We start from the raw sequence: 24,639 nt of genomic DNA on the forward strand, positions 1-24,639 counted from the left end.
TGAAAAACAAGTATCTTCGTCGTCAGTTTAATTTATTTAAAAAATTATCCATGCAGCATCTAAAACTCCCGCTTATAGCATTGTTATTCGTCCTGGTTTTAACCACCCGGGGCTTTGCACAGGTTATTACAACCGATCCGCCTTTTCCCACTGCTGACGCACCTGTTACAATTACCTTTGATGCCACCCAGGGCGGTGGCGGACTTGCAGGTTACACCGGCGATGTTTACACCCACACCGGGCTTATCCTGGAAGGCCAGTCTGCGTGGCAACATGTAATCGGCACCTGGGGTGTCAACAGCACCCAACCTCAAATGACCCGCATTGCACCAAATATTTACACCCTTGAAATCACTCCTTCAATACGCCAGTTCTATGAAGCATCTGCACAGGCAGTGATACAGAAAATGGCTTTTGTGTTCAGGGCTTCGACTGGTTCGCCGCAAACCGAAGATCTTTTTGTTGATGTTTATACTGCCGGACTCAATATCAGTATTGTTTCCCCGCAAAGCGGTGCCATTGTTGAGCTTGATGAAACACTCAATGTCCAGGCCTCGGCAAATGAAGCCGACAGCATGTTTCTTTTCCTGAACGCCAACCTGCTTTCCGCAGTGGAAGGAAATTCTATCAATTATGCATTGCTTGCTGATACTCCGGGAACTCAGTGGATCAGAATTCTTGCAAAACATGATGGCCAGTCGGCCACAGATTCGGTTTCCTTTTTTGTTCGTGGCGCCGTACCGGTAGCTGAACTCCCCACAGGAGTGATCAACGGTATCAATTATATTAACAGCAATTCTGTGACCCTCGTTCTTCACGATCCTCCTGCCCTCAAGCAGTATGTTTTCGTGATAGGTGATTTCAACGACTGGATGGCACACGAGGATTATTACATGAACCGTACTCCCAATGGAACTCACTATTGGCTCACAATCAACAACCTTGAAGCAGGAAAAGAATACATATTCCAGTATTACATTGACAGTGATCTTCGTCTTGCCGATCCTTACAGCCACAAAATTGTGGACCCATGGAATGATCATTGGATTCCCGATGCCAATTATCCAAACCTGATCGAATATCCCGATAACAAAACATCCGGCGTCGCATCAGTTTTACAAACTGCGCAAACACCTTTTACATGGGAAGCGACTGATTTTGTAGCGCCCGCCGCTGAAGACCTGGTTATATATGAGCTCCTCATCCGCGATTTCATTGCCACCCGCGATATCAAAACACTTACTGATACCCTCGATTACCTCGAACGTCTCGGTGTGAACGCCATCGAACTTATGCCCATCAATGAATTTGAAGGCAATGATTCATGGGGTTACAACCCTGCCTTTTATTTTGCCACCGACAAGGCGTATGGCCGGAAGCAGGATTATAAAGCATTTATTGATGAATGCCACAAACGTGGAATAGCAGTTCTGATAGATATGGTTCTGAACCATTCGTTTGGACTGTCGCCATTGGTTCAGATGTATTTTGACCCATCAGCGGGGCAATGGGGGCAACCTTCCGCTGCAAATCCCTGGTACAACCAGGTTTGCCCTCACGAACCCTGGTGCTGGGGTTATGATTTCGATCATTTGAGCCTTCACACCCAGGAATTTGTTGATCGTGTTAATGAATATTGGCTCACAGAATTTAAGGTAGATGGATTCCGTTTTGATTTTACCAAGGGCTTTACAAACCAGCAAACGGGCAACCAGGGATCAAATTATGATGCTGCCCGTGTTGGCATTCTCAAACGCATGGCCGATCAAATATGGAATGTTAACCCCAATGCCTATGTGATTCTTGAGCATTTCGCCGACAATACCGAGGAAAAAGCGCTGGCAGAATACGGCATGCTCATCTGGGGAAATATGAACTACACATACAACGAGTCAACAATGGGCTGGTTAACAAATTCCAACTTCTCAGGTATTTCATACAAAACCCGCGGATGGGGAGTCCCACATCTGATAGGTTATATGGAAAGCCATGATGAAGAGCGGTTGATGTATAAAAACATTACCTATGGCAACTCGGCCAATCCAATGCATGATGTGAAAGATACAACCATCGCTTTGCAACGGCAGAAAACTGCGGCAGCTTTATTCTTTTCAATCCCAGGCCCAAAAATGATCTGGCAATTTGGAGAACTGGGTTATGACTATTCAATTAACCATTGCCCCGACGGCACTATTAATGATAATTGCCGCACAAGCGCCAAACCTATACGCTGGGATTACACCGAAGAAGGCTACAGAGACGGAGTCTTCACAACATATGCGCAACTGATCAGATTAAAGAAGCACTATGATGTTTTCCGTAGCACTGATTTCAGCACTTCGCTGAGCGGAGCCATTAAATTTGTTAAATTGAATCATGCATCAATGAATGCATTGGTAATCGGGAACTTCGATGTTCAGGCAGGTAATGCTACTCCACAATTCCAGCATACAGGCTGGTGGTATGAATATTTCAGTGGCGACTCGCTCAACGTTACCGATGTGAACATGAGCTTACAGCTTCAGCCCTCTGAATACAGGCTTTACACTTCTGTAAATGTTGTAGGTATAGATGAGCTTAACCCCGCCGGAACCGGTTCCGGCAATCTCACTATTTCACCGAACCCGGCTGAAAGCCATGTAAACATTGGGTTCACATTACTTGAAAACTATCAGGTTGTTCTTGAATTATATAGCCTCCAGGGCAAAAAAGTCGCGACGGTTCATGAGGGCGAATTAAAAAGAGGCGGGCATACTATTTCGTATGAACTCCCTGCCCATCTTTCATCAGGCCTTTACGTAGTAAGAATGTTGAAAGGCAACCAGGTTATTTCGCAAAAGTTTATCATTCCGTAAATACACTTTCAGGTAAAATAACTCAGAAGCTGAAACATCAGAAGCACAAACCTGAAAACTGGTCGTGGTGATCTTAAGAATTCAGTAAATCTTTATATGCATCACCTCTTTTCTTATGCGTTCAGGTGCAGAAGCAGCAACGGGAACCAAACTTTTAAGTGAGCCCCTCAATACCCAATATTCCAGAAAAATAAAATGGCGCTATCCTACCGGTCCGGCCTACAAAGCGGTTAACCAATTGCAGATTTTATCAAATGCTTCTACCAGCCTCGGGCTTATTTCATTCACAAACTGCCCGTTCAGCGGTTTTCCATTTTCAATCTTTGAGGCAGCCTCAAGAGAAGCTTTCCCATCAAAGTCCACATAGGCAATACGGGCGGTGAGTTCTTCGGGCTGTCGGCCAAAATCAGCGCCCGGGAGTATGGCCACACCGGTTTCTTCCAACAACGCTTCACAAAGTTCCACACTTGTCAGGATGCCCCGTTCCTTAAGCTTCTCACTGTAAAAACCGAAATCGGCAAAGAGGTAGAAAGCCCCATCGGGCATTGGAACCGAAACATTTGCTTCATGCAGTTTCTGAACAAGCAATTTTGCAATGGCCCGTAGCACCCGCCTCGATTGGTGCAGGTATTCATCAATATCGGCTCCCCCGTTGAAAGCAGTTACAGCCGCATGCTGGATTGGAGCGCTTGTAGCCGTATAGGTTTCGCTTGCCACAATAGCCATAGCATCAAGCAACCAGCGCAGATTGGGTGGGAACACAAAAGTTCCCAGTCGCCAGCCACCTGCGCCACACCATTTACTTAAACCTGTACTTACAATGGTTCCTTCAGGATAATACCGGGCAATGGACACATGCTGCCCGTGGTGATGGATCATTCCATAAATCTCGTCAGAAATTAGAATTACATGATACTTGCGTGCTACCTGGGCAAGCAGCTTCAGGCGCTCGATCGGATAGCTTGATCCAACCGGGTTGCTCGGATAATTGATGATCACAACGCGCGGACGGTCGGGATCGGTACGGCAAATCAGGTCTAATTTCTCTGGGCTTAATCTCCAGTTGTTCTCGCTTGTGGTGGGAACCCAATGCACATGCCTTCCTATGATCCTGGCCTGTGGCGAATATGAAACCCAGCTTGGGGTCGGAATGATAAGATCGCCATAATAAACAAGTTGCAGAATAAAGATAAGTTCTTTTGATCCCGGTCCAACGATCACATCATCAGCGCTGCGTTCAATCCCCTGGGTACGGTTAAGGAATCCGGAAATAGCTTCGCGTAAGGCCGGCAAACCCCGTACGGGCAGGTAATCTTTTTCGTGTGCATGTTGCCTGAGCGATTCAACTACCCTTTCGGGTACCGGAAACGGACTTTGGCCGAGGCCGAGTTTATAAATGGTCCGGCCTTGTTTGATCAGTTGATTGCTTCTTTCGTTAATGGCCAGCGTTGAAGAGGGAGACAGGCCCCTGACGTTAAGATTTAGGTTTACGGCAAGAGCTTGTTTCTTGTTGTTCTGCATAGCAGTATTTTTAGTTAACGAATTTACGCGTCAATGTTGGCGTATTTGGCATTGCGTTCAATAAAATCCCTGCGTGGCGGAACTTCATCGCCCATGAGCATGGAGAAAATGCGGTCAGCTTCCGTGGCGTTATCAATGGTTACCTGGCGCAGGGTTCGGAATTCAGGGTTCATGGTAGTAAGCCATAATTGTTCCGCATTCATTTCACCAAGGCCCTTGTAACGCTGTATATGGATGCCTTTTTCATCACCGTTGTTCGCGAATCGTTTCACGGTTTCCTGCCTTTCTTCTTCCGTCCAGCAATATTGTTCTTCCTTGCCTTTGCGGATCAGGTAAAACGGTGGTGTGGCGATATACACATAGCCCTGTTCGATCAACTCCCGCATATAACGGAAAAAGAAGGTGAGGATCAGGGTGGCAATGTGGCTCCCATCCACGTCGGCATCGGTCATGATAATCACTTTATGATAACGCAACTTTTCGAGGTTGAGGGCTTTTGTATCCTCCTCAGTTCCGATTGAAACTCCCAGCGCGGTATAAATGTTCTTGATTTCTTCGCTATCGAATATTTTGTGTTGCATGGCTTTTTCCACGTTCAGGATTTTGCCCCTGAGCGGCAGAATGGCCTGGAACTTCCGGTCGCGGCCTTGCTTGGCAGTTCCACCTGCCGAGTCGCCCTCAACAAGGTAGATTTCGCATAAGGCAGGATCACGTTCTGAACAATCGGCAAGTTTACCAGGCAAACTACTGCTGTTGAATACGTTTTTCCGCTGAACCAATTCCCTGGCTTTACGGGCGGCATGGCGGGCAGTGGCAGCCAGGATCACTTTATTTACAATGGTGCGGGCTTCCTTTGGATTTTCTTCGAGATAATAGGCAAGACGTTCGCTTACCATCTGATCCACTGCACCCATTACTTCATTGTTTCCCAGTTTGGTTTTCGTCTGACCCTCGAACTGCGGTTCCTGAACTTTCACTGATATAATGGTTGTAAGCCCTTCCCGGAAATCATCGCCGCTGATATCAAACTTGAGTTTTGAAAGCATCCCTGATTTTTCCGCGTAATTTTTTAGCGTTCGGGTCAAACCACGCCGAAAACCTGCAAGGTGGGTTCCACCCTCATGCGTGTTGATATTGTTTACGTAGGAATGGATATTTTCAGCAAAAGATGTGTTGTATTGCATGGCAATTTCAACAGGAATGCCGTTTTTCTCACCTTCGATCGCAATTGGTTCAGGGATAAGTTTTTCGCGGTTCGCATCCAGATAAATGATGAAGTCTTTCAAACCTTCATCGGAGTAGAAAACCTGGCTTATATTACCGGATTCACCATTGCCATTATGGTTTCGTTCATCGGTAATGCTCAATGTTATTCCCTTGTTCAAAAAAGCTAGTTCCCGCAGGCGTGAACTGAGTGTATCATAATCATATTCAGTAACGGTGAAGATGCTATTGTCGGGTATGAAAGTAATGATTGTTCCGGTTTTATCGCTCACCCCTATTTCCCTTACCGCATATTTTGGTTTCCCGCATTCATATTCCTGTTCGTAGACTTTCCCATCGCGGTGAACTTCCGCCCTGAGCATGGTTGAAAGGGCGTTCACACAACTCACGCCAACACCGTGCAAACCACCGGAGACTTTGTATGATTCCTTGTTAAACTTTCCGCCGGCATGCAACACGGTCATAACCACTTCAAGCGCTGAGCGGTTTTCTTTTTCGTGAAGATCCACCGGGATTCCGCGTCCGTCGTCAATTACGGTAATGGAATTGTCCTTGTGAATAAAAACCTCAATCTTGGAGCAATAGCCTACGAGGGCTTCATCAATGGAATTGTCAACAACTTCATACACCAAATGGTGCAAGCCCCTGCTGCTGGTGTCGCCAATGTACATTGACGGGCGCTTACGCACTGCCTCCAGGCCTTCGAGCACCTGTATCTGGCTGGCGGTGTAATCTTGATTGCCGTTGTTTTTTCCTTTTGCTATATCGCTCATAATCAGTAATATAATATTTTTTTGATAAGTGTACAAATGTAATGAAAATAGCTGAATTAACTGGTATTTTCAAGGGTTTATAAACTGTAAGTTATCAACAAGCACCGGTGGATAAAAACAAATAGTCATGACAGGCTCAAAAGGCTTGTCAGGACTGGGGTTTCTACGTATGCTAATGACTTTGTAGATAGTGATAAAATTGAATCTTGTCATCCTGAACGAAGTGAAGGATCTCTATATAGTTGTAAAACAGATTCTTCTCCGTCGCGGCAGATCAGAATGACAAAAAACGATAAAACCGAGAGTTTTGTGACATCCTCTTTTGAGGCATAACGACTTCTCGAAGTGGATTAAGTTCTTAAAACGAAAATCCCGCTCCTGCCATCACAACCATTCGCTGACTGGGATAGTTGTACCAGTAAAAATGCCTTCCGGCAGTGAGGTTTCGGGCATCAAGGAAAAAATGCAGTTGATCGCTGTAACGGTAAGTGGCTCCCAGGCTCAGATCAAGCCAGGGCTTGATTTCCAAAGCCTCGAAAAGGTTGGTGGTCTCGTTTCTGACCTTAGCCCATGATTTGCCATTTGCATGCAATCCTGCCCTGAAAGCAAGTTTATCAGAATAGTTATACCAGCCTTCAAAAAAGCTTGTAAATGAAGGTTTATGCCAGGCTTTCTCTTCCCTGTCGGGCGAATAATGAAAAATATCGAAGCCAGTATTGATCCTTAACTGCTGGGAGATAGCATACGTGCCTGAAATGCTCCCATGTACAAGGTTCATATTATCATAAATTATATTGAACCTGTTATGAGGCGGTAGCGTATCGTTTACGAAAAGAGGGATATCTCCGATGGTGCTGTTGGCAATACTCGCGGTAATATCAATGCGTTTGCCAGCGCTTCCCTGCAAGCCGCCATAAAAGCGTAATTTATGATCGGTATTGCGGTATTCCAGCGCGGAATGCAAAAATGGATTCTCTTCAACAAGACTGGAAAACGAGTTCTTCTGTACTTTTCCGTCAATGCCAACAAAAACTGCGAGCCTGTCCTCAACCAGTTGAAGTCGTCCTTCAGCAATCGGGAAAAGCCGGAAATGAGTGGAAGTATCGGTATCGAACGCCAGGCCCAACCCGACCTTTATTTCATATTCCTGGTATTTGAACCGGTAATATGGCTGCACCTGAACCAGGGTATTATTCCATACTTTCAGGCTATCTGTTGTTTTAAAACTGCCAATGTCCAGTTTTAAGCCCAGGTTTTGCTTATCATCGGTTCGCATGAGACTAAATGACGATTTCACATCCGAACCAAATTCAAAGCGATGCTCAGTGGTTTCAAAAAGATCGTTGATGAACCCATAACCGAGTTGGGCAGCGTAATGAAGTCCTTCCTGGTTCTTATTGTTGCTATTGGCTTTTATGTAAAGCCCGGCCTGGTTAAAGCGCTGACGAAGGTGTTCTTTGGATGTATTAAAAACAGTGTCAGGAAATTCGGCTGCGAGAAACCCATAATGATGCAGCACATTGTGGTCGTATCTTGCTTCAGTTTCCAGCGTAAGTTCGTCAAAAAAGCGTTTGGCAGAAACCCTGACAAGATTATCGCTGAAGGCGCTGTGCCCGTAATCCTTTATCTTTCCGTGCGTTGAAAGGTGCCTGACCTGGGTACTCAAAAGATATTTTGAGTTGCGAAGGCTTCCAGCGTTGAACTCAATATAGGGTGTCAAATAATTGCCAATGCCGGCACGAATATGATTGCGATAAATTGTACTTAATCGTTCATTAGCGGGAGAGGCTTCCTGAATAGCTTCGGTGCTGTGGGTCACATTAATTTTTTGAGGGGTAATGCTTATAACTACCGGGGGCATGCTGATTTCCTCTGTTTCTATCCTGGGCTGAAGATTGATCTTCACCACATCAGGAAGTGTGGGTTCGTAAGGTGCAATAACGGTGATTTCCTCTTTGTGTGGTGTCTGAGCCTGAATTTCCGGAGAAAGAAAACAGGATATGACTGCCACAAGCGCCACTGACAGGCTCAATATTTTATGCTGTAATTTCATTGCGATATTCATTTTCAGTGAATCAAACATTAATTGCTTCCCAGTTCAGGTAAAGCATTGAGTTTTTGCCTTGCAACTTCCTTCAGGTCTTCGCCCTGGTAATTCTCAATGATGCTTAACAAGGTCTGGCGTGCCTGGAAAATATTCCCTGTATCACGGTAAATATCGGCAAGCATAATGAACCCGCTGGCAACCCAATAATCGTAGGAGGCATAATTGGCTGAAAGCTCAAAAATTGTGTTCTCAGCTTCGGTGGTTTTGTTTTGCTTAAACTGAACCGAAGCAAGGTGGTAGGTGGCTTCGGCGCCATAAGCTCCTCTTGGAGATAAGCGGATGGCCTGCCTGAACGATTCAAGTGCTTTTTCATCCTGTTGCAGCACCCTGGCAGCTTTGCCGGCAAGAAGGTGAATTTCGGCAAGCGAAGATTCGGGAACCCTCTCATCAGCTAAAAGTTTCTCGGCCGCCACCAAGGTTGCGCTGTAATCATCGAGTTGTTTGCTGGTGTGCAACTGGCCTGTGATGGCTTCAATGCGTATAGTGGGATTGCCGGCGATTTCTTCGAGTTCAACATACTGCCCGCGCGCTTTTTCATAGTTTTTTAGATCATGGTTGATCCTGGCTGCACGCTGCAACGATCGCTCTGTAAATTCAGAACGCGGCCTTTCAATTACTTTCTCGTAACTTCCCAATGCTTCCGCAGTATTGTTTTCCCTCATTTCACATTCTGCTTTATAAAAATTGGCGTGAAGCGAATAAAATCCCTGCGGATAGCGTGTAAGGTAATTTGCGAAACCAGGTTTTGCACTGTTACAATCACCCGCCATATACCTGTTCATAGCAGCAATGTAGATCAGCGAATCCTGCTCGCGGTCAGTAACCTGGGCAAAGGAAAGCTTGCTTGAATAAGTGATAAACTCATCCACATTGTTCAAATCAACATAAATATTCCTGATGTTCGACAGTGCTTCGTGCGCTTCGGGAGATCCGGGATAATCCTGCACAACTTTTTTAAATGTTTCGAGTGCACGCGAATTGTCGTTGGTATTGTAATACACCAAACCGGTTTTCATCAGCGACGTTCGCACAAGGTTACTGCCCGGATAATTTTTTATCAGGGCGCTGAAAAACTGCAGCGCTTCGCTGTTTTGGTTCAGGATCAGGGCGGTGTTGCCCATTTCATAAAAGGCTTCGGCGGCGTATGGCGATGTGCTGTACTCGCGCTGAAATGCCCTCAAAGTGGCGATCTTACCTTGCTGATCGCCCAAAGCGCCCTGGGCACGTGCCTTCTGGAATGTTGCATAATCTGACTCGCCCCCACCGGTTCGTATTGCTTTATCATATTGTTGAATGGCGTTCTGATAACTTTTGGAAATAAAATTTGCATCACCAATTCGTAAATATGCATCGCTGACCATTCGTTTGTTTTCCCTGGCTTCATTCGCCAGGAAACGGTTGAAGGACTGAAGGGCCAGGTTATAATTTTTCTGCTGGAAGTAAATATAGCCGAGGTTGTAATGCGCAAAATGAAACATGGGAAGGTTTCGCGCTCCGCTGGCATTTATGAAGCGATTAAAATAATTGATAGCCAGGTCGTTTTGCGTCAACCTGAAATACGCTTCGCCGGTCCAGAAAAGAGAATTGGCGTTTAAAGCAGCATCAACAGGGTTTTCCTGCGATTTCTTGAACATGGCAATCGCATTGAAATGATCACGGTCGTTAAAAAGTTCAATGCCCCGGTAATACGTAATTTTCTGGTAAGCTTCCTTGAGCCGGTTGTCCTTTTCCTTTATATTCTCTATTGAAGCCAATGCCTCCCGGTAATTATTCGTGGTCAGATACAAATGCACAAGGTACGAAAGCGCTTCCTGACGGCGGATTCCGTTGGGATAATCGCTGAGGTACTGGTTAAGCGCTTTGATGGATTCATTGTAAGGATTTGCGCTTGTTTCAAGCGACAGTTTTGCGTAGTTAAACAGTGCATCTTCCCTGATTGCCGGGTTGAACGGCATCCTGTATGCCGAATTGAAAGCGTCGCCGGCATATTGCTTTTGGCCGGTTTTCAGGTAAGCATCGGCGAGATGGTAATACGCATATTGGCTTAACGAATCATCGAGACTGGTAACCGGCTGAAAATAACGGATGGCTTCGGCATAATTTTCTTTCAGATAATTCAGGAATGCCAGTTGATACGACTCTTCGCGGGTGGGCTGGCGGCGATTGTTGTCGTGATAAAATTGCAACACGCGCAATGCTTCATCATAATTTCCGATCCGGTAATAAGAATCACCTATCATTCGGGCCATTTCCAGGTTCTGGCGGCTGCGTTCTGAAGTGAACATGGGCATTCCATGTTGGATCACCTCATCATATTGACCCTGCATATAATAAATATGAACAATGTAATGCGGAACTATTGAGCGGTATGCCCGTTCATTTTTAATTTTATCGAAATCAAGCAACGCTTTTTCATATTCCCCGTCGAGGTAAGAAAGGTGTGCATAATAATAAGTAGCCTGTATGGTGTAATCGGTTTGGGTTTCGCGTACCTGGTTGAAATTTTGTTTCGCCTTGGCATTATCTCCGGCGCGCATATAGCCGAATCCCATTTTGAAATAGAGTTCTGCCAGCTCCTTATTGCTCAGCGCCCTGGCATTGACTTCCTCAAAAGACCGTAAGGCTCCCCGGTAGTTCTTTTTCTTAAACTGAAGCGCTCCCAGCTTGAAATATGCTAAATTACGCACAGAGCTCTCAGGGTTCCTGGCTAAAAAATCTTCAAGTAGAAATTCAGCATCGTTGTGTTCAAGTTCTACAGCGCTGAGGGCAGTATAATATGCTGCCTGGACTTTCAGAAGCGGATCGGCTTCAGAGGAAGGATCGGCAATACTCTCAAAAAGTGGCCTGGCGGCAGCATATTTCCCCAATTCAAATAATGCCTCCGCCTGCCTGAATTGTTCAGCATACGATGGAAGAGATTTGGTTTGCTGTGCTTGTAGCTGATGACCTGAAACGGCCAGCAGGATCAGGAATGAAAAAACAGATTTTTTTATCATGGTTTAGCAGGTGAACTGAATCATGATCAGAAAACGTAAGATGTGCGGGCTTATTTTGCAGGCAGGTAAACTGCCCCTCCACAGGAATCGGCAATGGCGCCGGTGGCTGATGAAAGGATGTTGGTTTTACCGGACCACCGCAGCAATCCCAATAAGGCGAATATGAGGGCTTCTTTGTATTCTATCGTCTCATTATCAGGAATGACCAGCTTACAGCCACAGGCTTTTTCTATATTGCTGATCAGAAAAAGATTGTGCGCTCCCCCACCGGTAAGCAATATTTCTTTGATCTTGTATTGTCTAACGATCCTGCCTATTTGTACTGAAATATGCTCCACAAAGGTTCGCAATAAATCATTTACCGGATAATTAGAATCCTCCAGGATAGGAAACATTTGCCTGATCAACATTTCGGTTCCCAGCGATTTTGGTGCTGGAAGTTCATAATAAAGCAAGCTGTTTAGCTTTTCAAGCAATGGTTCTATGATTTGGCCATCTCTCGCCAGGTTGCCATTAAAATCAAATTCATGACCCAGTTTACCGGCCAATTGGTTCAATACCGTGTTTACCGGGCAAATGTCGAATGCGATCCGTTTACCATCACGTTTCAACGAAATATTTGAGAACCCGCCAAGGTTCAGGCAGGCATCATATTGCGAAAAGAGAATTTCATCACCCATTGGAACCAATGGCGCGCCCTGTCCTCCAAGGCATACATCCATTGCCCTGAAATCACAAACAACCGGTTTTCCGCCGGCGGCAGCAATCGCAGCACCATTGCCAATCTGCATGCTGAACCCTGTTTGGGGATCGTGAAAAACAGTGTGACCATGAGAAGCAATGAGTATAGGATCGAAATTAGTTCTAGTATGAAAGCTTTTGGCCAGTTCACCGCTCAGCCTGCCATAGTCGAAATGTATTTTTGCAAGTTCAGCAGCGCTTGCATTGAATAATGATTGCAGCCTGCTTTTCCATTCAGGCGTATATGGCCAGGTAACAGTATGCTCAATTGTATATTCCCATTTCCCGTCACGAACACGAAAAATACAGGCTGCCATGTCCATGCCATCCAGTGAAGTGCCCGACATAATGCCTGTGACCCTGTAAATAGTGTTTTCGTTGAAATCCATCAGATGAGTTAAAGTTCGTCGAGTAAAGTTTCGAGCCGCATTTTGCGCGAACCTTTTACCAGAATGCTGAACCCTTTGACTTGCTGCTGTGCAAGCCAATGTTTTGCCTCTATCGTATCATCAATAAAAGTGCAAACAGGATCGGCGATTTTATGAAGACTGAAACTAGTGCCGACAAAAAGAACTTTCTCAAATCCTGCTTTCAGAACCTTGCCGATAATAGCTTTGTGCTCCGCATCCGCAAATTCACCAAGTTCGAACATATCACCTAAAATACACATCTTGGGCTGCCCGGGGGAAGCGCTGAAACTTTCAAGGGCAACATCCATACTCGAAGGATTGGCATTGTAAGCATCAAGTATTACCTGATTTTTCGCAGTAGTAATAATTTGCGAGCGGTTGTTTCGCGGAATATATGATTCAATAACATCGATTATATCGTTGACGGCAACCCCGAAATATCTTCCTATGCAAATGGCTGCCAATATATTATTTGCATTGTACGATCCAGCAAGTTGACTATGAACTTTGTATTTAGTGCAGTTTTCCGAACAATCGAGTGAAATGAATGGGTGCCTGCTTGTGATCTCTCCCCTGTAATCTGCCGTTGGATCTATACCATAAGTGACTCGGGAAATATCTCCTGCATGCTTAATAAGTAAATCATCACAAATATTTACGAAAACCTTACCCGTGTTTTGCCTGATAGCTGCATACAATTCGGATTTGGCTGTAATTACATTTTCAAAACTACCGAAGCCTTCAAGATGGGCCCGGCCAATATTTGTGATTAAACCATAGGTTGGCAATACGAGTTCGCAAAGTTTTTTGATCTCCCCTACATGGTTCGCGCCAATCTCAATAACGGCAATACGGTGAGTCGCATTCAACTGTAGCAGCGTGAGTGGTACGCCAATATGATTATTCAGGTTTCCCTGTGTGAATAAACATGGATATTTATTACTGAGAACCGCGGCAACAAGTTCTTTGGTTGTAGTTTTTCCGTTCGAGCCTGTAATGGCAATCACAGGAATGTTGAACTGGTTTCGGTGATATGTTGCCAGCTGCTGTAATGTGCTGAGCACATCGTCAACAAAAATATGTTTGTCGGATGCGACTACGTTGGGATTATCAACAATGGCATAGGCTGCTCCATTCTCAAGCGCATCGCTGGCAAAAAAGTTGGCATCATGGGTTTCTCCCTTCAGGGCGAAGAACAGGCAGTTTTCAGGAATAATCCTTGAATCAAGACTGATATGAGGATGCTCAGTAAAAAGCTTGTAAAGTTGAGCTTGATCCATAGGCCTGTGCATTAAAAAAATCTGCCCGGAAAGTAACCGCTGCCTTCACCATACAAGATGGTTGTGAGCGCTGGGGTACTTTGCGGGCAGAAAAGATTGAAAATATATTTATCTTTTTCCTGCCATTTCCGGGCTACCAACACGCGTCATTGCGCAGCGGAAACCAATGTTATTTGTGGATTTATCCTGTTCAAGAAAACGGCGTGCTCCCGGAGAAAGGAAATAGGCCGGATCGCGCCATGAGCCTCCTTTGTAAACTCTTGATTTATCGCTGATCAAAGATGTTTTTGCGTACTCATACATCTTATTGGTGGTGTTTTCCTCTGGCGTGATGGTCCAGTCAGAATCAATGTTTGACTGGTGATCGCCATCACGGTAGTTGATATTGTCGGCCTGGCGGTAGTTATAACGTCCCGATGCTTCTTCGAGTGTAACATCACGGTATTGTATTCTCCCCAGGCTGTCTTTTTCAACCAGGAATCCTTCATCATCGGTAACACGGGTTTGAAAAACATTGCCACGGAAGGGGCGGTAATCTGCAACATCTGAGAACGACATGGGGCGGTAAACATCCAGCACCCATTCGGCCACGTTGCCGGCCATATTGTACAAGCCAAAGTCATTGGGCCAGAAAGCCCGAACATCGGCGGGAATATCGGCAGCATCATTCAGTGATCCTGCTACTCCCATATAGTCTCCACGTCCGCGACGGAAATTGGCCATGAATTCACCGTAGCTTTTACGTTCGTCGGAACGAAGGTTTTCTCCCTGCCAGGGATACATCCGTCTCTCAACAATGCGCTCATATTTGGTTTCGCCAATCAGGCCGAGTGCTGCATATTCCCATTCGGCTTCGGTTGGAAGGCGGTAACGCGGTAGTAAAATTCCATCTTCGAGGCGGGCAATACGCTCGCCAGTGCCGGCTGGATTTAAATCCGGCAAAGGTTTGTTGACCAGTCCCTGGTATTGTCCGGCCAGGTAGGCTTCAGTATTAAAGTTTTCTTTTGGCGTCTGATCCGGATCTAACTCAAGGATGCCTTGTTTTACGAGCATCATTTCGTTTACCCTGTCAGTACGCCATGAGCAATAATCATTGGCCTGAACCCAGGAGACTCCTACAACAGGGTAATTTCTGTAAGCCGGGTGTCTTAAATAAGTTTCCACAAGTGGTTCATTGTAGGCAAGCTTTTCGCGCCAAACAAGTGTATCGGGCAGGGCTTTGCGGTAAACCTCGGGATAATCGGTTCCAAAAACCCGGTTCAACCAATATAAATACTCAAGGTAATCAACGTTTGAAACCTCTGTTTCGTCCATGTAAAAACTTGGAACCGTTACCCGCCTTGGAGTATTGTCCCAATCATGCATGGGATGGTCAAGGGTTCTGCCCATTACAAAGGATCCTCCTTCAATTAAGACGAGGCCGGGACCGGTGATCTGGTCACGGTAAGGCATTACCTCAAAACCTCCTGTTTGAGGGTCGTTATATTCCCAGCCGGTTGTTCGTGAACGCTCTTTTGAGCAGGAGGAAACGAGCACAAAAAGTGCAAACATTAATAAGAAACTGATGCTTCTGTTCTTCAGGATCATTGTTGTTTGAAATTTTATTTACTGATAATAACTAAAAAGTGGGACATTTTATTGCTTTGATCTTTTCTGTTCTTTCACGGCAGGCAAATTGCCAGGCTACAGAGATTTCGTGTGCACCGCCAGTGGCGTTCGAAAGCCGCGATACGGTATAATCATATGTATAACCAATTTTGAACTGCCTGTGTTCAAATCCCAATAAAGCAATAGCAGCATCGGGGTTGTCGAAATTATACCTGAACCATAATCCGCCTACAAAAGGATAAAGGTTGAGGTAAGTGCCCACGTTCATTTGGCGGAATTCGCCTTGCTGCATATAAAGGATGTTAGGCGATAAAGAGGGTAAATATTTTTGTTCTTCAAAAGATGCATAGGGGACCAGGTTGAATATTGCCCCTGCATGTGCTGTTATCTTCATTTCCTGCCGGCTTCCTGAATTTGGGTAAAAGCCATTGTCGGGCTGCGTAAGGTGATGTGCCGCCAAACCCAGGTAAACACTTTCGCGATATCCGAAGATAAGCCCTGCTGAAAAGTCGGGGAAAGTTTTGCTAAGACTGGCGGGCCTTGGTTCATCACTTGCTGTGCCGCCAACAAGTTGGTCGGCAAATATAAATTTGTCCCAGTCAATCGTAATTTGATGATAAGTGGCCTGTAAGCCTGCGTTCATTACAATATGTCTTGATAAATCAAGCCGGTAAGAATAAACACCACTGAATGAATTGTTTGTAAGCATACCATCACCTGCCTGATCTGAAACAACCATTACTGCGACTCCCCCACTCAAAAAATCAACGTATTGATCGTACGAAGCTGCATAAGTAACAAAACTTGCCGGGATGGATGGCCATTGGTTGCGATAATTCAATGTTAAGCGTGGGCAGATTTTGTTCCCTGAAAGTGCGGGGTTAAGATAAACCGGGTTGCCATAAAATTGTGAAAATCCGGGATCTTGTGCTTTAGACACAATAACCCCACTGAGCATGAAGATGACAATAATTATTAATTGTACAAGACCTTTTTTCATGTGCAGGAGTAACAAAAGAATTTCAGGCAACAATATTAATACTTTTTTCCTCACAATAGCATCTGTTACAGACATGTTTTTATAACGGAAAACATTATAATTATTGACATTTGGCCAGAGCCCACTGTTAATAAGTGCTGAAGCAGCATATTACAAGCAGGAACCCTGAGGATGAATGTACAATTATTTTACTTTTATAGCTAAAAGTCTGCACTACATGCACTATCATTAGCGTCATACAATGAGCTGATGAATCCTTTCAGCAAGGGAAACTACAATATTTTTCTTTGTCAGCCGTTCGTAAATCATAAAACTCATCAACATAGTTTTGTGTAGTCTTCTCAAATTTCCCCTATCAATCACCACCCAAAGAAACCTTAAAATATGCAGATGAAGAAAGTGTTTCCATTAGCAGCATTATTTCTTGTATTAAGTGTTCCCAATGTTTTTGCCGATGAAATATTCATCAGTAAAAAGTTGCGGTGGAATGATCCCGTATTGGTTCAGATTGATGAATCCGGAGTCTATCAACTTTCTTTCAATGATGCCTATTATTCCTACAACCCCTTTCTTCCGGCTTTCCAGAAGTCCGTTTTTTTTCCCTCCAATGAAACAGAATTTTCATCGCTTGAACTGAAAAACCTTGTATTTGACTCAACTGACCAGCAAGCCTTCGTCCGGATTGAAGACTTGTTGCTTATAGACAATGAGCTGGTGGTTGAAGCACATCCCATCATGGCAAGGCATAAAAAGGGCGTAAATGTTTCATTTATCCCACTGGTCAGGAACCCAGAAACCGGAAAAATTCTCCGCCTGATAGCATTTGATATTCACATTCAGTATGAAACTGTAGCGGTTCAAACCGAAATGCTTAAAAGCATTTTTGTTGAAGAATCAATGCTGGCATCGGGCAACTGGTACAAATTTGCAGTTTCGGAAACCGGGGTTCACAGAATTACATATAACGACCTGGTAGGCGCAGGTCTTAACCCTGCCGGCATTAACCCTCAGCACGTCCGTTTATTTGGCAATGGCGGCGGCATGCTTCCGGAACCCAACAACAGTTTTCGCCACGACGATCTGATCGAAAATGCCATCATAGTGGTTGGCGAGGAAGACGGCGTTTTTAACCAGGGCGATTATATCCTGTTTTTCGGGCAAAGCCCACACCAGTGGAAATACTCGCCTGCTTCACCGGCTTTTGAGCATTTGCACAATATTTATGATGACCACAATTATTATTTTCTCACTGCCGACAAAGGCATGGGCAAAAGGATCGGAACCCAGCCAATAGCCTCACTACCGGCGACCGATATTATAACCACATTCAATGATTATCAGGTTTATGAGAATAATACTTCGAACCTCATTAAATCGGGGCGGCAATGGTATGGTGAAGTTTTCGACGCCATACTGACAAGAAATTTTTCTTTCTCTTTTCCAAACAGGGTGCTCGATTCTGTTGTAAACATCCAGGCGCATGTAGCTGCCAGGTCGCTGCAGAGTTCATCGTTTACATTTAACATCAATGGAACCAACGTACAAACCTCTGTTGCTCCTGTAAGTGATGGCCCATACGCGGCACATGCCCGCGATGCATCCATGACCCGTAATCTCGCCATCAACCAGGAGATCATTGACATTAAGCTTACTTACAATAAAAGCCCAATGCCATCAACAGGCTGGCTCAATTATATCAGGGTGCATGCAGTGCGCCGTTTGAGCATGAGTGGCGATCAGATGTTATTCAGAAACAGGTACAGTGTTGGCACAAACCGTGTTTCGGAATTTAGGATTGCGAATACAAGCAATGCACTAAGGGTTTGGAATGTGACTGATGCAGGCAATGTATCGGAGCAGCAAACCAACCAATCGGGCAATGAAATGGTATTTACGCTTACCACAGATATGCTTCGGGAGTTTATTGTGTTCGATCCGTCAAAAAACCTGTCTGTTGAATTCGTTGAAATCGTCCCAAACCAAAACCTGCATAGCGCTCCCGTTCCTGATATGTTGATTGTGACCCATCCCATCTTCCTTGATCAGGCCAATCGTCTTGCAGAATTTCATACTAGTTTTTCAGGACTGAGTGTACTGGTTGCTACCACACCTCAGATTTACAATGAATTTTCTTCAGGTAAACAGGATGTTGGTGCCATCAGGGATTTTGCCCGTATGTTTTACGAGCGCAGTGGCACTGGATCTGATTTTCGTTACTTGCTTCTCTTTGGTGATGCCTCTTACGATTATAAAGACAGGATAGCAAACAATACCAATATGGTTCCCGTTTGGGTTTCAGAACAATCGCTCGATCCAATCAATTCATATGTTACCGATGATTTCTTTGGTTTTCTTGACCCCCACGAAGGCGCTGACGGTATTGATATACTTGACATTGGAATTGGCCGCTTGCCTGTGAGCACCAATGATGAGGCAATAGCTATGGTAGATAAAATCATACAATATGCCAGTAATTCGCATGTAACGATGGCTGATTGGCGAAACAATATTTGCTTTGTTGCTGATGATGAAGACAATAACCTCCACATTGCGCAAGCTGAAACCATGGCCAGCACAATTGATACATCATTCGCTTTCTTCAACCTCTCGAAAATCTATCTCGATGCTTACCAGCAGGTTTCTGTGCCCGGAGGAGAAAGATTTCCCGAAGCCAACCAGGACATTAACAAAAGTGTACAGCAGGGTGCGCTTATTGTAAACTATACCGGCCACGGCGGAATATTGGGTTGGGCAAAAGAGCGTGTGCTGGAACTCTCCGACATAAAAGGATGGACCAATTACGACAAGCTTGCCGTATTTATTACCGCTACTTGCGAGTTTGCTTATTTTGATGATCCCGCCATCACCTCAGCCGGCGAAATGGTGCTGCTGAACACCAAAGGTGGCGGTGTTGCTTTGTTCACTACTTCGAGGCCAACTTATGCCTCACCTAATTTTACGATAAACAAGCGATTGTTTGAGTTCGCCTTCCTGCGCGAAGACAATGAATACCTGCGATTTGGCGATATAATCCGTTTAGCAAAACAAGACATCATCAATAAGCCCGCTGCTATTAATGCAAAGAAATTCCTATTACTGGGCGATCCTGCACTAAAACTGGCAATACCTGAATATAATGTACTTACCACCCATGTAAATGAGTATGATATTAATACTGTGACCGACACACTTAAAGCGCTCTCCATGACTACCATTAAAGGAATTGTGACTGATTATTCAGGAAATGTTATGGAAAGCTTTAATGGAGTTCTAACCCCTACGGTTTTTGACAAGGTTCAGAAAATAAATACCCTTGCCAACGACGGTGGATCAACCTATGCCTTTACGACCCAACAAAATATCATTTACAAGGGAAATGCCAGCGTTACAAACGGGCATTTCAGTTTTTCATTTATCGTACCAAAAGACATAGCCTATGCCTATGACACAGGTAAAATAAGTTATTATGCAACCGATGGCGTAATTGATGCAAATGGTTTTGACAAGCGGATTATAATTGGTGGATTTAATGTTACTGCACTAGATGATTTATATGGCCCGGAAATAGAGTTGTATATCAACGATGAGAAATTTGAAAGCGGAGGAATCACTGATCAGAACCCGGTACTCCTTGCCTTTGTGCGGGATGAAAAAGGGATCAACACAACCGGTAGTGGCATCGGGCACGATATCACTGCGGTCTTGAACCACGAAACCGACAAAGCTTATGTGCTGAACGATTTTTACACTGCCAGCCTCGACACTTACCAGGAAGGAACAATCCGTTATCCATTTTTCAACCTGCCCAACGGAAAGCATCATTTAAAGCTCAAGGTCTGGGATATTTACAATAACCCGGCTGAAAAAGAAATAGAATTTATTGTGGCAAGTAACGGGACAATTGCACTTGAAGAAATCCTCACTTATCCGAACCCCTTCCGCGATTATACCCATTTTAGAATTGAACACAACCAGGCTGGTGCCGACCTGGAACTTGAAATCCAGATTTACTCACTTGACGGCAGGTTAAGAAAAGTGATTAGCGAAAACATTCGTCCAGGCGGTTACCGTTCCGACCCCGTTACATGGAATGGCAGAGGCGACGATGGTCAACTGCTTGAAAGTGGCACCTATATATATAAGGTAATACTTAGAAGCCCTGAAAGCGGAATTGCCCAAAAAGGAAACAAGCTTGTAATTATTCGCCATCTGGAAAAGTAATTGGATGAGTATTCGCAAGTAAGATGCAACCTTTTAATTCAGAAAGTTATCTTTGTGGAGTAAAAGTTTAAACCTGAATTCTAAAATGTTGAAAAAAGTTATACTCCTCTCAATTTTGATTGTCTTATCGGTAGTCCGGTTCACACAAGCCCAGGACTATGACCGCCATTTGCAATGGAAGGCAATTGATCCGGCAATACTTACTTTCTCCCAAAATGCAAGCGGGCTTTATTTCGAAGATTGCATCATTGACGAAGAAAATGGACTGCCGCTGTTCGCCTCCCGATTTACTGTTTCGGGTAATTTCAAACATTACGAGGCAATCATCAGCAACGCTGTTTTCGAGCCACTTACTGCAGAGGAGGTTTCTGCAATCCCTTCGTTTTTTGAACCCGGCCCCGAAGTGGCGCTCTTAAAACAAGAGATTTCTTATATCCGTAAAGAACCGCATGTATATGTAACCTTGCTGCCATTCAGGCGAAATGCTATTACCGGAAATATTGAAAAACTCGTTTCGTTCCACCTGGAGTTTTTAGGATCGGGCATCAGGGAAATGAAATCAACCCACGAATACGCAAGCCAATCGGTACTTGCAACTGGCGACTGGCTTAAAATAAGCACCACCGAAAAAGGAATTCATAAGATCACTTTTCAGGAATTGACTGCAGCCGGATTCAACCTGCAGGACATTCACCCCGATCGGATCAGGCTATATGGCAACGGCGGGGCCATGCTCAACGAACAAAATGATCTTCCACGCACTGATGACCTGCGGGAAGTTGCCATTGAATTTGTTTCAGCAAATTCAGAAGTTTTTGCCACTGACGACTTTCTGTTATTTTATGCCCCATCGCCTCACCGGTGGAGACCGCTCACAACGGGTGGCAGTCTTCGCTTTGAGTTCAGCAAAAACGCTTACGCTGACACTTCCTATTACTTTATTACAATTGCAGAACCACAAGGTAAAAGGATCCAGAATTTGCAGTCGTTGACACAGCCGGCCACACACCAGGTTACAACTTTTCATGATTATGGGATTTACAAGCCCGATGCTGTAAACCTCGCAAAAGTAGGCCGTCAGTGGTTCGGCGACAAAATTACGGGAGGTTCTGACCCACTGCAACTCCCTTCTTTCAGTTTTCCTTATATTGATTCAACATACCGTGTACTTGTCAGGGGCCGGTTCGCAGTAAAAGCGACAGAAATGAGCCGTGTCCGGATTCATGTGAACGACAACGGGTTTTTAGGATCCCTGGTTGCTGTGCCCAGTGCGCATGTGTATGCCAATATAGCGCCCATCACAGCTACCTTTTACACCAGCAATCCTGATTTTAATGTTTCCGTTGAGTATGTCAACTCCAATTCATCTGCCTCAGCCTGGATTGACTTTGTTGAGTTAAACCTTCGCCGCCGCCTGGTTTATACCGGTGGCCAGTTTTCTTTCCGCGATTTAACGGCAATCGGCGAATTTTATGTAAGCAATTTCAGGCTTGAGAACCCTGCAGAAGATATTCAAATATGGGAAGTTACTGATGTTGGCGAACCGGCACGGATTGAACATACAATCACTGAAGATACACTTGAATTCAGGCTCTCGACGGAAGTATTGCGTGAATTCCTTGCTTTCCGAACCGAAGATGCACTCCGGGTTCATGGCCTTCAGGCAATTCAGAACCAAAATCTTCATGCCGTTGAAAGCCACGATTTGATCATTGTCAGCCCCTTGGAATTTCTTCCTGAAGCCGAACACTATGCACAACTCAGGCGGTCGGGTTCAAACATTTCAGTCAAAGTGGTTCCCATTGAACAAATTTTTAATGAATTTGCATCCGGAAGCCCTGACCCTACGGCGATCAGGGATTTTATGAAAATGCTTTACGACCGCGAAATCGGTGGCAACGAACCGTCGTACCTGCTTTTATTTGGCGATGGTTCTTACGACCCGAAAAACAGGCTCAGCAACAATATGAACTTTATACCTACTTACCAATCTGATGAATCATTACGGCTTGATGCTACTTACGTTACTGACGATTATTATGGTTTGCTGGACGACGGTGAGGGTTTGGGAGCTGCCGGTAGCCTGGATATAGGTATCGGACGCTTCCCTATTAATTCAATTGAGCAGGCTGCAATTCTGCATAACAAAGTGGAGTATTACCTGTTGAACAAGGAAAAGACCCACATGCCCTGGAGAAATTCCGTTTCACTTATCGCGCACGATGAAGATAATGATGTGCATCTTGACCAGGCCGAGCAACTTGCCAGCTATCTCGACACCACCCACACGGTTTTTTCGCTCGATAAAATCTATCTTGATGCCTACCAGCGGGTTTACGTTCCAAGCGGCTACCGTTATCCTGATGTGAGTCTGGCTATCAACGAAAGGGTAAGTGAAGGCGCACTTTTGATAAATTATATCGGGCACGGAGGCGAAACCGGTTGGGCGCATTCCAAGGTGCTTACTATCTCGGATATCAATGCCTGGCAAAATCTTGACAACATGCCTGTGTTCCTTACTGCCACCTGTTCCTTCGGTCGCTTTGATAATCCCGAACTCGTTTCTGCCGGCGAAATGGTAGTGCTGAACGCCGATGGCGGTGGCATTGCCTTGTTCACAACTTCCCGGCTGGCTTATAGTTCATATAACTTCAAGCTCAACAAAAGTTTTACACGTTTCTTTTTTGACCGAACCAACGGAAATATTTCTTCGCTCGGAGAAATTCTCATGAAAGCAAAAAACGATAATGCAAATAACCTTTACATCAGGAATTTTGTTTTATTAGGCGATCCCTCGCTTAAGCCCGCTATTCCTGCAAACAATGTAATTACAACCTCGGTAAATGGTGTCCAAATTGAAGAAAGTACTGCAGTGCTCGGTATGTCCGAAGTGACGATAAGCGGTCATGTTGCCGATAATCAGATGAACAAAATGACTGGCTTTAACGGATTGCTTTATCCGGTTGTATACGACAAATCAATGCAATACTATACAAATGCCAATCACAGTTCCAGTACACCTAAACCTTTCAGCCTGCAAAATTCGGTACTGTACAAAGGAAAGGTTTCAATTGTTAACGGCGATTTCTCTTTCAGTTTTGTAGTTCCACGTGATGTGAACCCCTTGATGGGCAATGGCAAAATCTCTTATTATGCCACCAATGGCCAAACGGACGCCAACGGATATTTGGACGAGTTTGAGATTGGTGGCCTCGATCCGCAGGCAAATGATGATGTTGGGCCGCTTATTGAAATGTACATGAATACTACCGATTTCAGTTCCGGCGATCCAACAGGCGCTAATCCGCTCTTGCTTGCAAACCTCTCCGACGAAAGTGGAATTAATTATTTTGAACTTGGCATCGGACATGAAATTGTTGCTTTTCTTAACGAGGACACCCAAAACCCGATTTTGCTCGACCGCTATTTTGAACCAGATATGGATACTTATAAAAGCGGCAGCATCCAATATCGCTTCCTGAATCTGCCCGATGGCAGGCATACCCTTCGCCTCAAGGCATTTGATCTGAACAATAACTCTTCAGAAGCTACTATTGAATTTGTTGTCAATACATCCATGGAACTGGCCACAGGCGACATGGATAATTATCCAAATCCTTTTTCGTCAGGTACCTGGTTTCGGTTCAAACACAATTACTACGACCAGATTGTGAATGTTGCTATTGATATTGTTGATATTACAGGACAACAAGTGAAAAGTATCGGGCCTTTGAATGTTCCATCATCAAATTCCGCCATTACTCCCATATACTGGGATGGAACAAGCGAAAACGGCCGGTTCCTGACCTCAGGTGTTTATATCTATACGGTAAAAACACAGACTCTGAACGGGAAAAGCAGCACCATGCAAGGTAAGCTGATGATCGTTCGGTAAGCTATATC

11 protein-coding genes are annotated in these 24,639 nt (G+C 44.8%); 3 read left to right on the forward strand and 8 right to left on the reverse strand.

What is annotated here, in order from left to right; all coding sequences use genetic code 11:
* Positions 1 to 50: 50 nt before the first annotated feature.
* Positions 51 to 2,855: a T9SS type A sorting domain-containing protein gene (locus IH597_00045; GenBank protein ID MBE0660833.1), complete on the forward strand. Its 2,805-nt coding sequence runs from the start codon at positions 51 to 53 to the stop codon at positions 2,853 to 2,855.
* Positions 2,856 to 3,074: 219 nt separating this feature from the next.
* Here IH597_00045 and IH597_00050 read toward each other — a convergent pair whose 3' ends face one another.
* From IH597_00050 to IH597_00085, 8 genes are all read right to left on the reverse strand, one after another.
* Positions 3,075 to 4,376 carry an aminotransferase class I/II-fold pyridoxal phosphate-dependent enzyme gene (locus IH597_00050; protein ID MBE0660834.1) on the reverse strand — a complete coding sequence of 434 codons (1,302 nt, stop codon included), beginning with the start codon at positions 4,374 to 4,376 and terminating at the stop codon, positions 3,075 to 3,077.
* A gap of 23 nt (positions 4,377 to 4,399) precedes the next feature.
* The gene (gyrB, locus tag IH597_00055; GenBank protein ID MBE0660835.1) at positions 4,400 to 6,373 is read right to left on the reverse strand and encodes a DNA topoisomerase (ATP-hydrolyzing) subunit B; all 1,974 of its coding nucleotides are present in this window, start codon (positions 6,371 to 6,373) and stop codon (positions 4,400 to 4,402) included.
* A gap of 358 nt (positions 6,374 to 6,731) precedes the next feature.
* Complete coding sequence (locus IH597_00060; GenBank protein ID MBE0660836.1) at positions 6,732 to 8,426, reverse strand: hypothetical protein; 1,695 nt, start codon at positions 8,424 to 8,426, stop codon at positions 6,732 to 6,734.
* Positions 8,427 to 8,455: 29 nt separating this feature from the next.
* Positions 8,456 to 11,476 carry a tetratricopeptide repeat protein gene (locus tag IH597_00065; GenBank protein MBE0660837.1) on the reverse strand — a complete coding sequence of 1,007 codons (3,021 nt, stop codon included), beginning with the start codon at positions 11,474 to 11,476 and terminating at the stop codon, positions 8,456 to 8,458.
* Between the two features lie 50 nt (positions 11,477 to 11,526).
* Positions 11,527 to 12,606: an anhydro-N-acetylmuramic acid kinase gene (locus tag IH597_00070; protein MBE0660838.1), complete on the reverse strand. Its 1,080-nt coding sequence runs from the start codon at positions 12,604 to 12,606 to the stop codon at positions 11,527 to 11,529.
* An 8-nt stretch (positions 12,607 to 12,614) separates the two neighbouring features.
* Entirely contained in the window at positions 12,615 to 13,907 is a 1,293-nt protein-coding gene (gene murF / locus IH597_00075; protein ID MBE0660839.1) for a UDP-N-acetylmuramoyl-tripeptide--D-alanyl-D-alanine ligase, read from the reverse strand.
* Positions 13,908 to 14,015: 108 nt separating this feature from the next.
* Complete coding sequence (locus tag IH597_00080) at positions 14,016 to 15,494, reverse strand: SUMF1/EgtB/PvdO family nonheme iron enzyme (protein MBE0660840.1); 1,479 nt, start codon at positions 15,492 to 15,494, stop codon at positions 14,016 to 14,018.
* A gap of 31 nt (positions 15,495 to 15,525) precedes the next feature.
* Positions 15,526 to 16,590: a type IX secretion system membrane protein PorP/SprF gene (locus IH597_00085; GenBank protein ID MBE0660841.1), complete on the reverse strand. Its 1,065-nt coding sequence runs from the start codon at positions 16,588 to 16,590 to the stop codon at positions 15,526 to 15,528.
* Between the two features lie 315 nt (positions 16,591 to 16,905).
* Here IH597_00085 and porU (IH597_00090) point away from each other — a divergent pair, with 315 nt between their 5' ends.
* A complete protein-coding gene (gene porU, locus IH597_00090) occupies positions 16,906 to 20,736 on the forward strand; it encodes a type IX secretion system sortase PorU (GenBank protein ID MBE0660842.1) in 3,831 nt (1,276 codons plus the stop codon).
* A gap of 85 nt (positions 20,737 to 20,821) precedes the next feature.
* Positions 20,822 to 24,631 carry a type IX secretion system sortase PorU gene (gene porU, locus IH597_00095; protein MBE0660843.1) on the forward strand — a complete coding sequence of 1,270 codons (3,810 nt, stop codon included), beginning with the start codon at positions 20,822 to 20,824 and terminating at the stop codon, positions 24,629 to 24,631.
* The last annotated feature ends 8 nt before the right edge of the window (positions 24,632 to 24,639 follow it).

The sequence above is a fragment of the Bacteroidales bacterium genome (assembly GCA_014860575.1).
GTDB lineage: Bacteria > Bacteroidota > Bacteroidia > Bacteroidales > JAAYJT01 > JAAYJT01.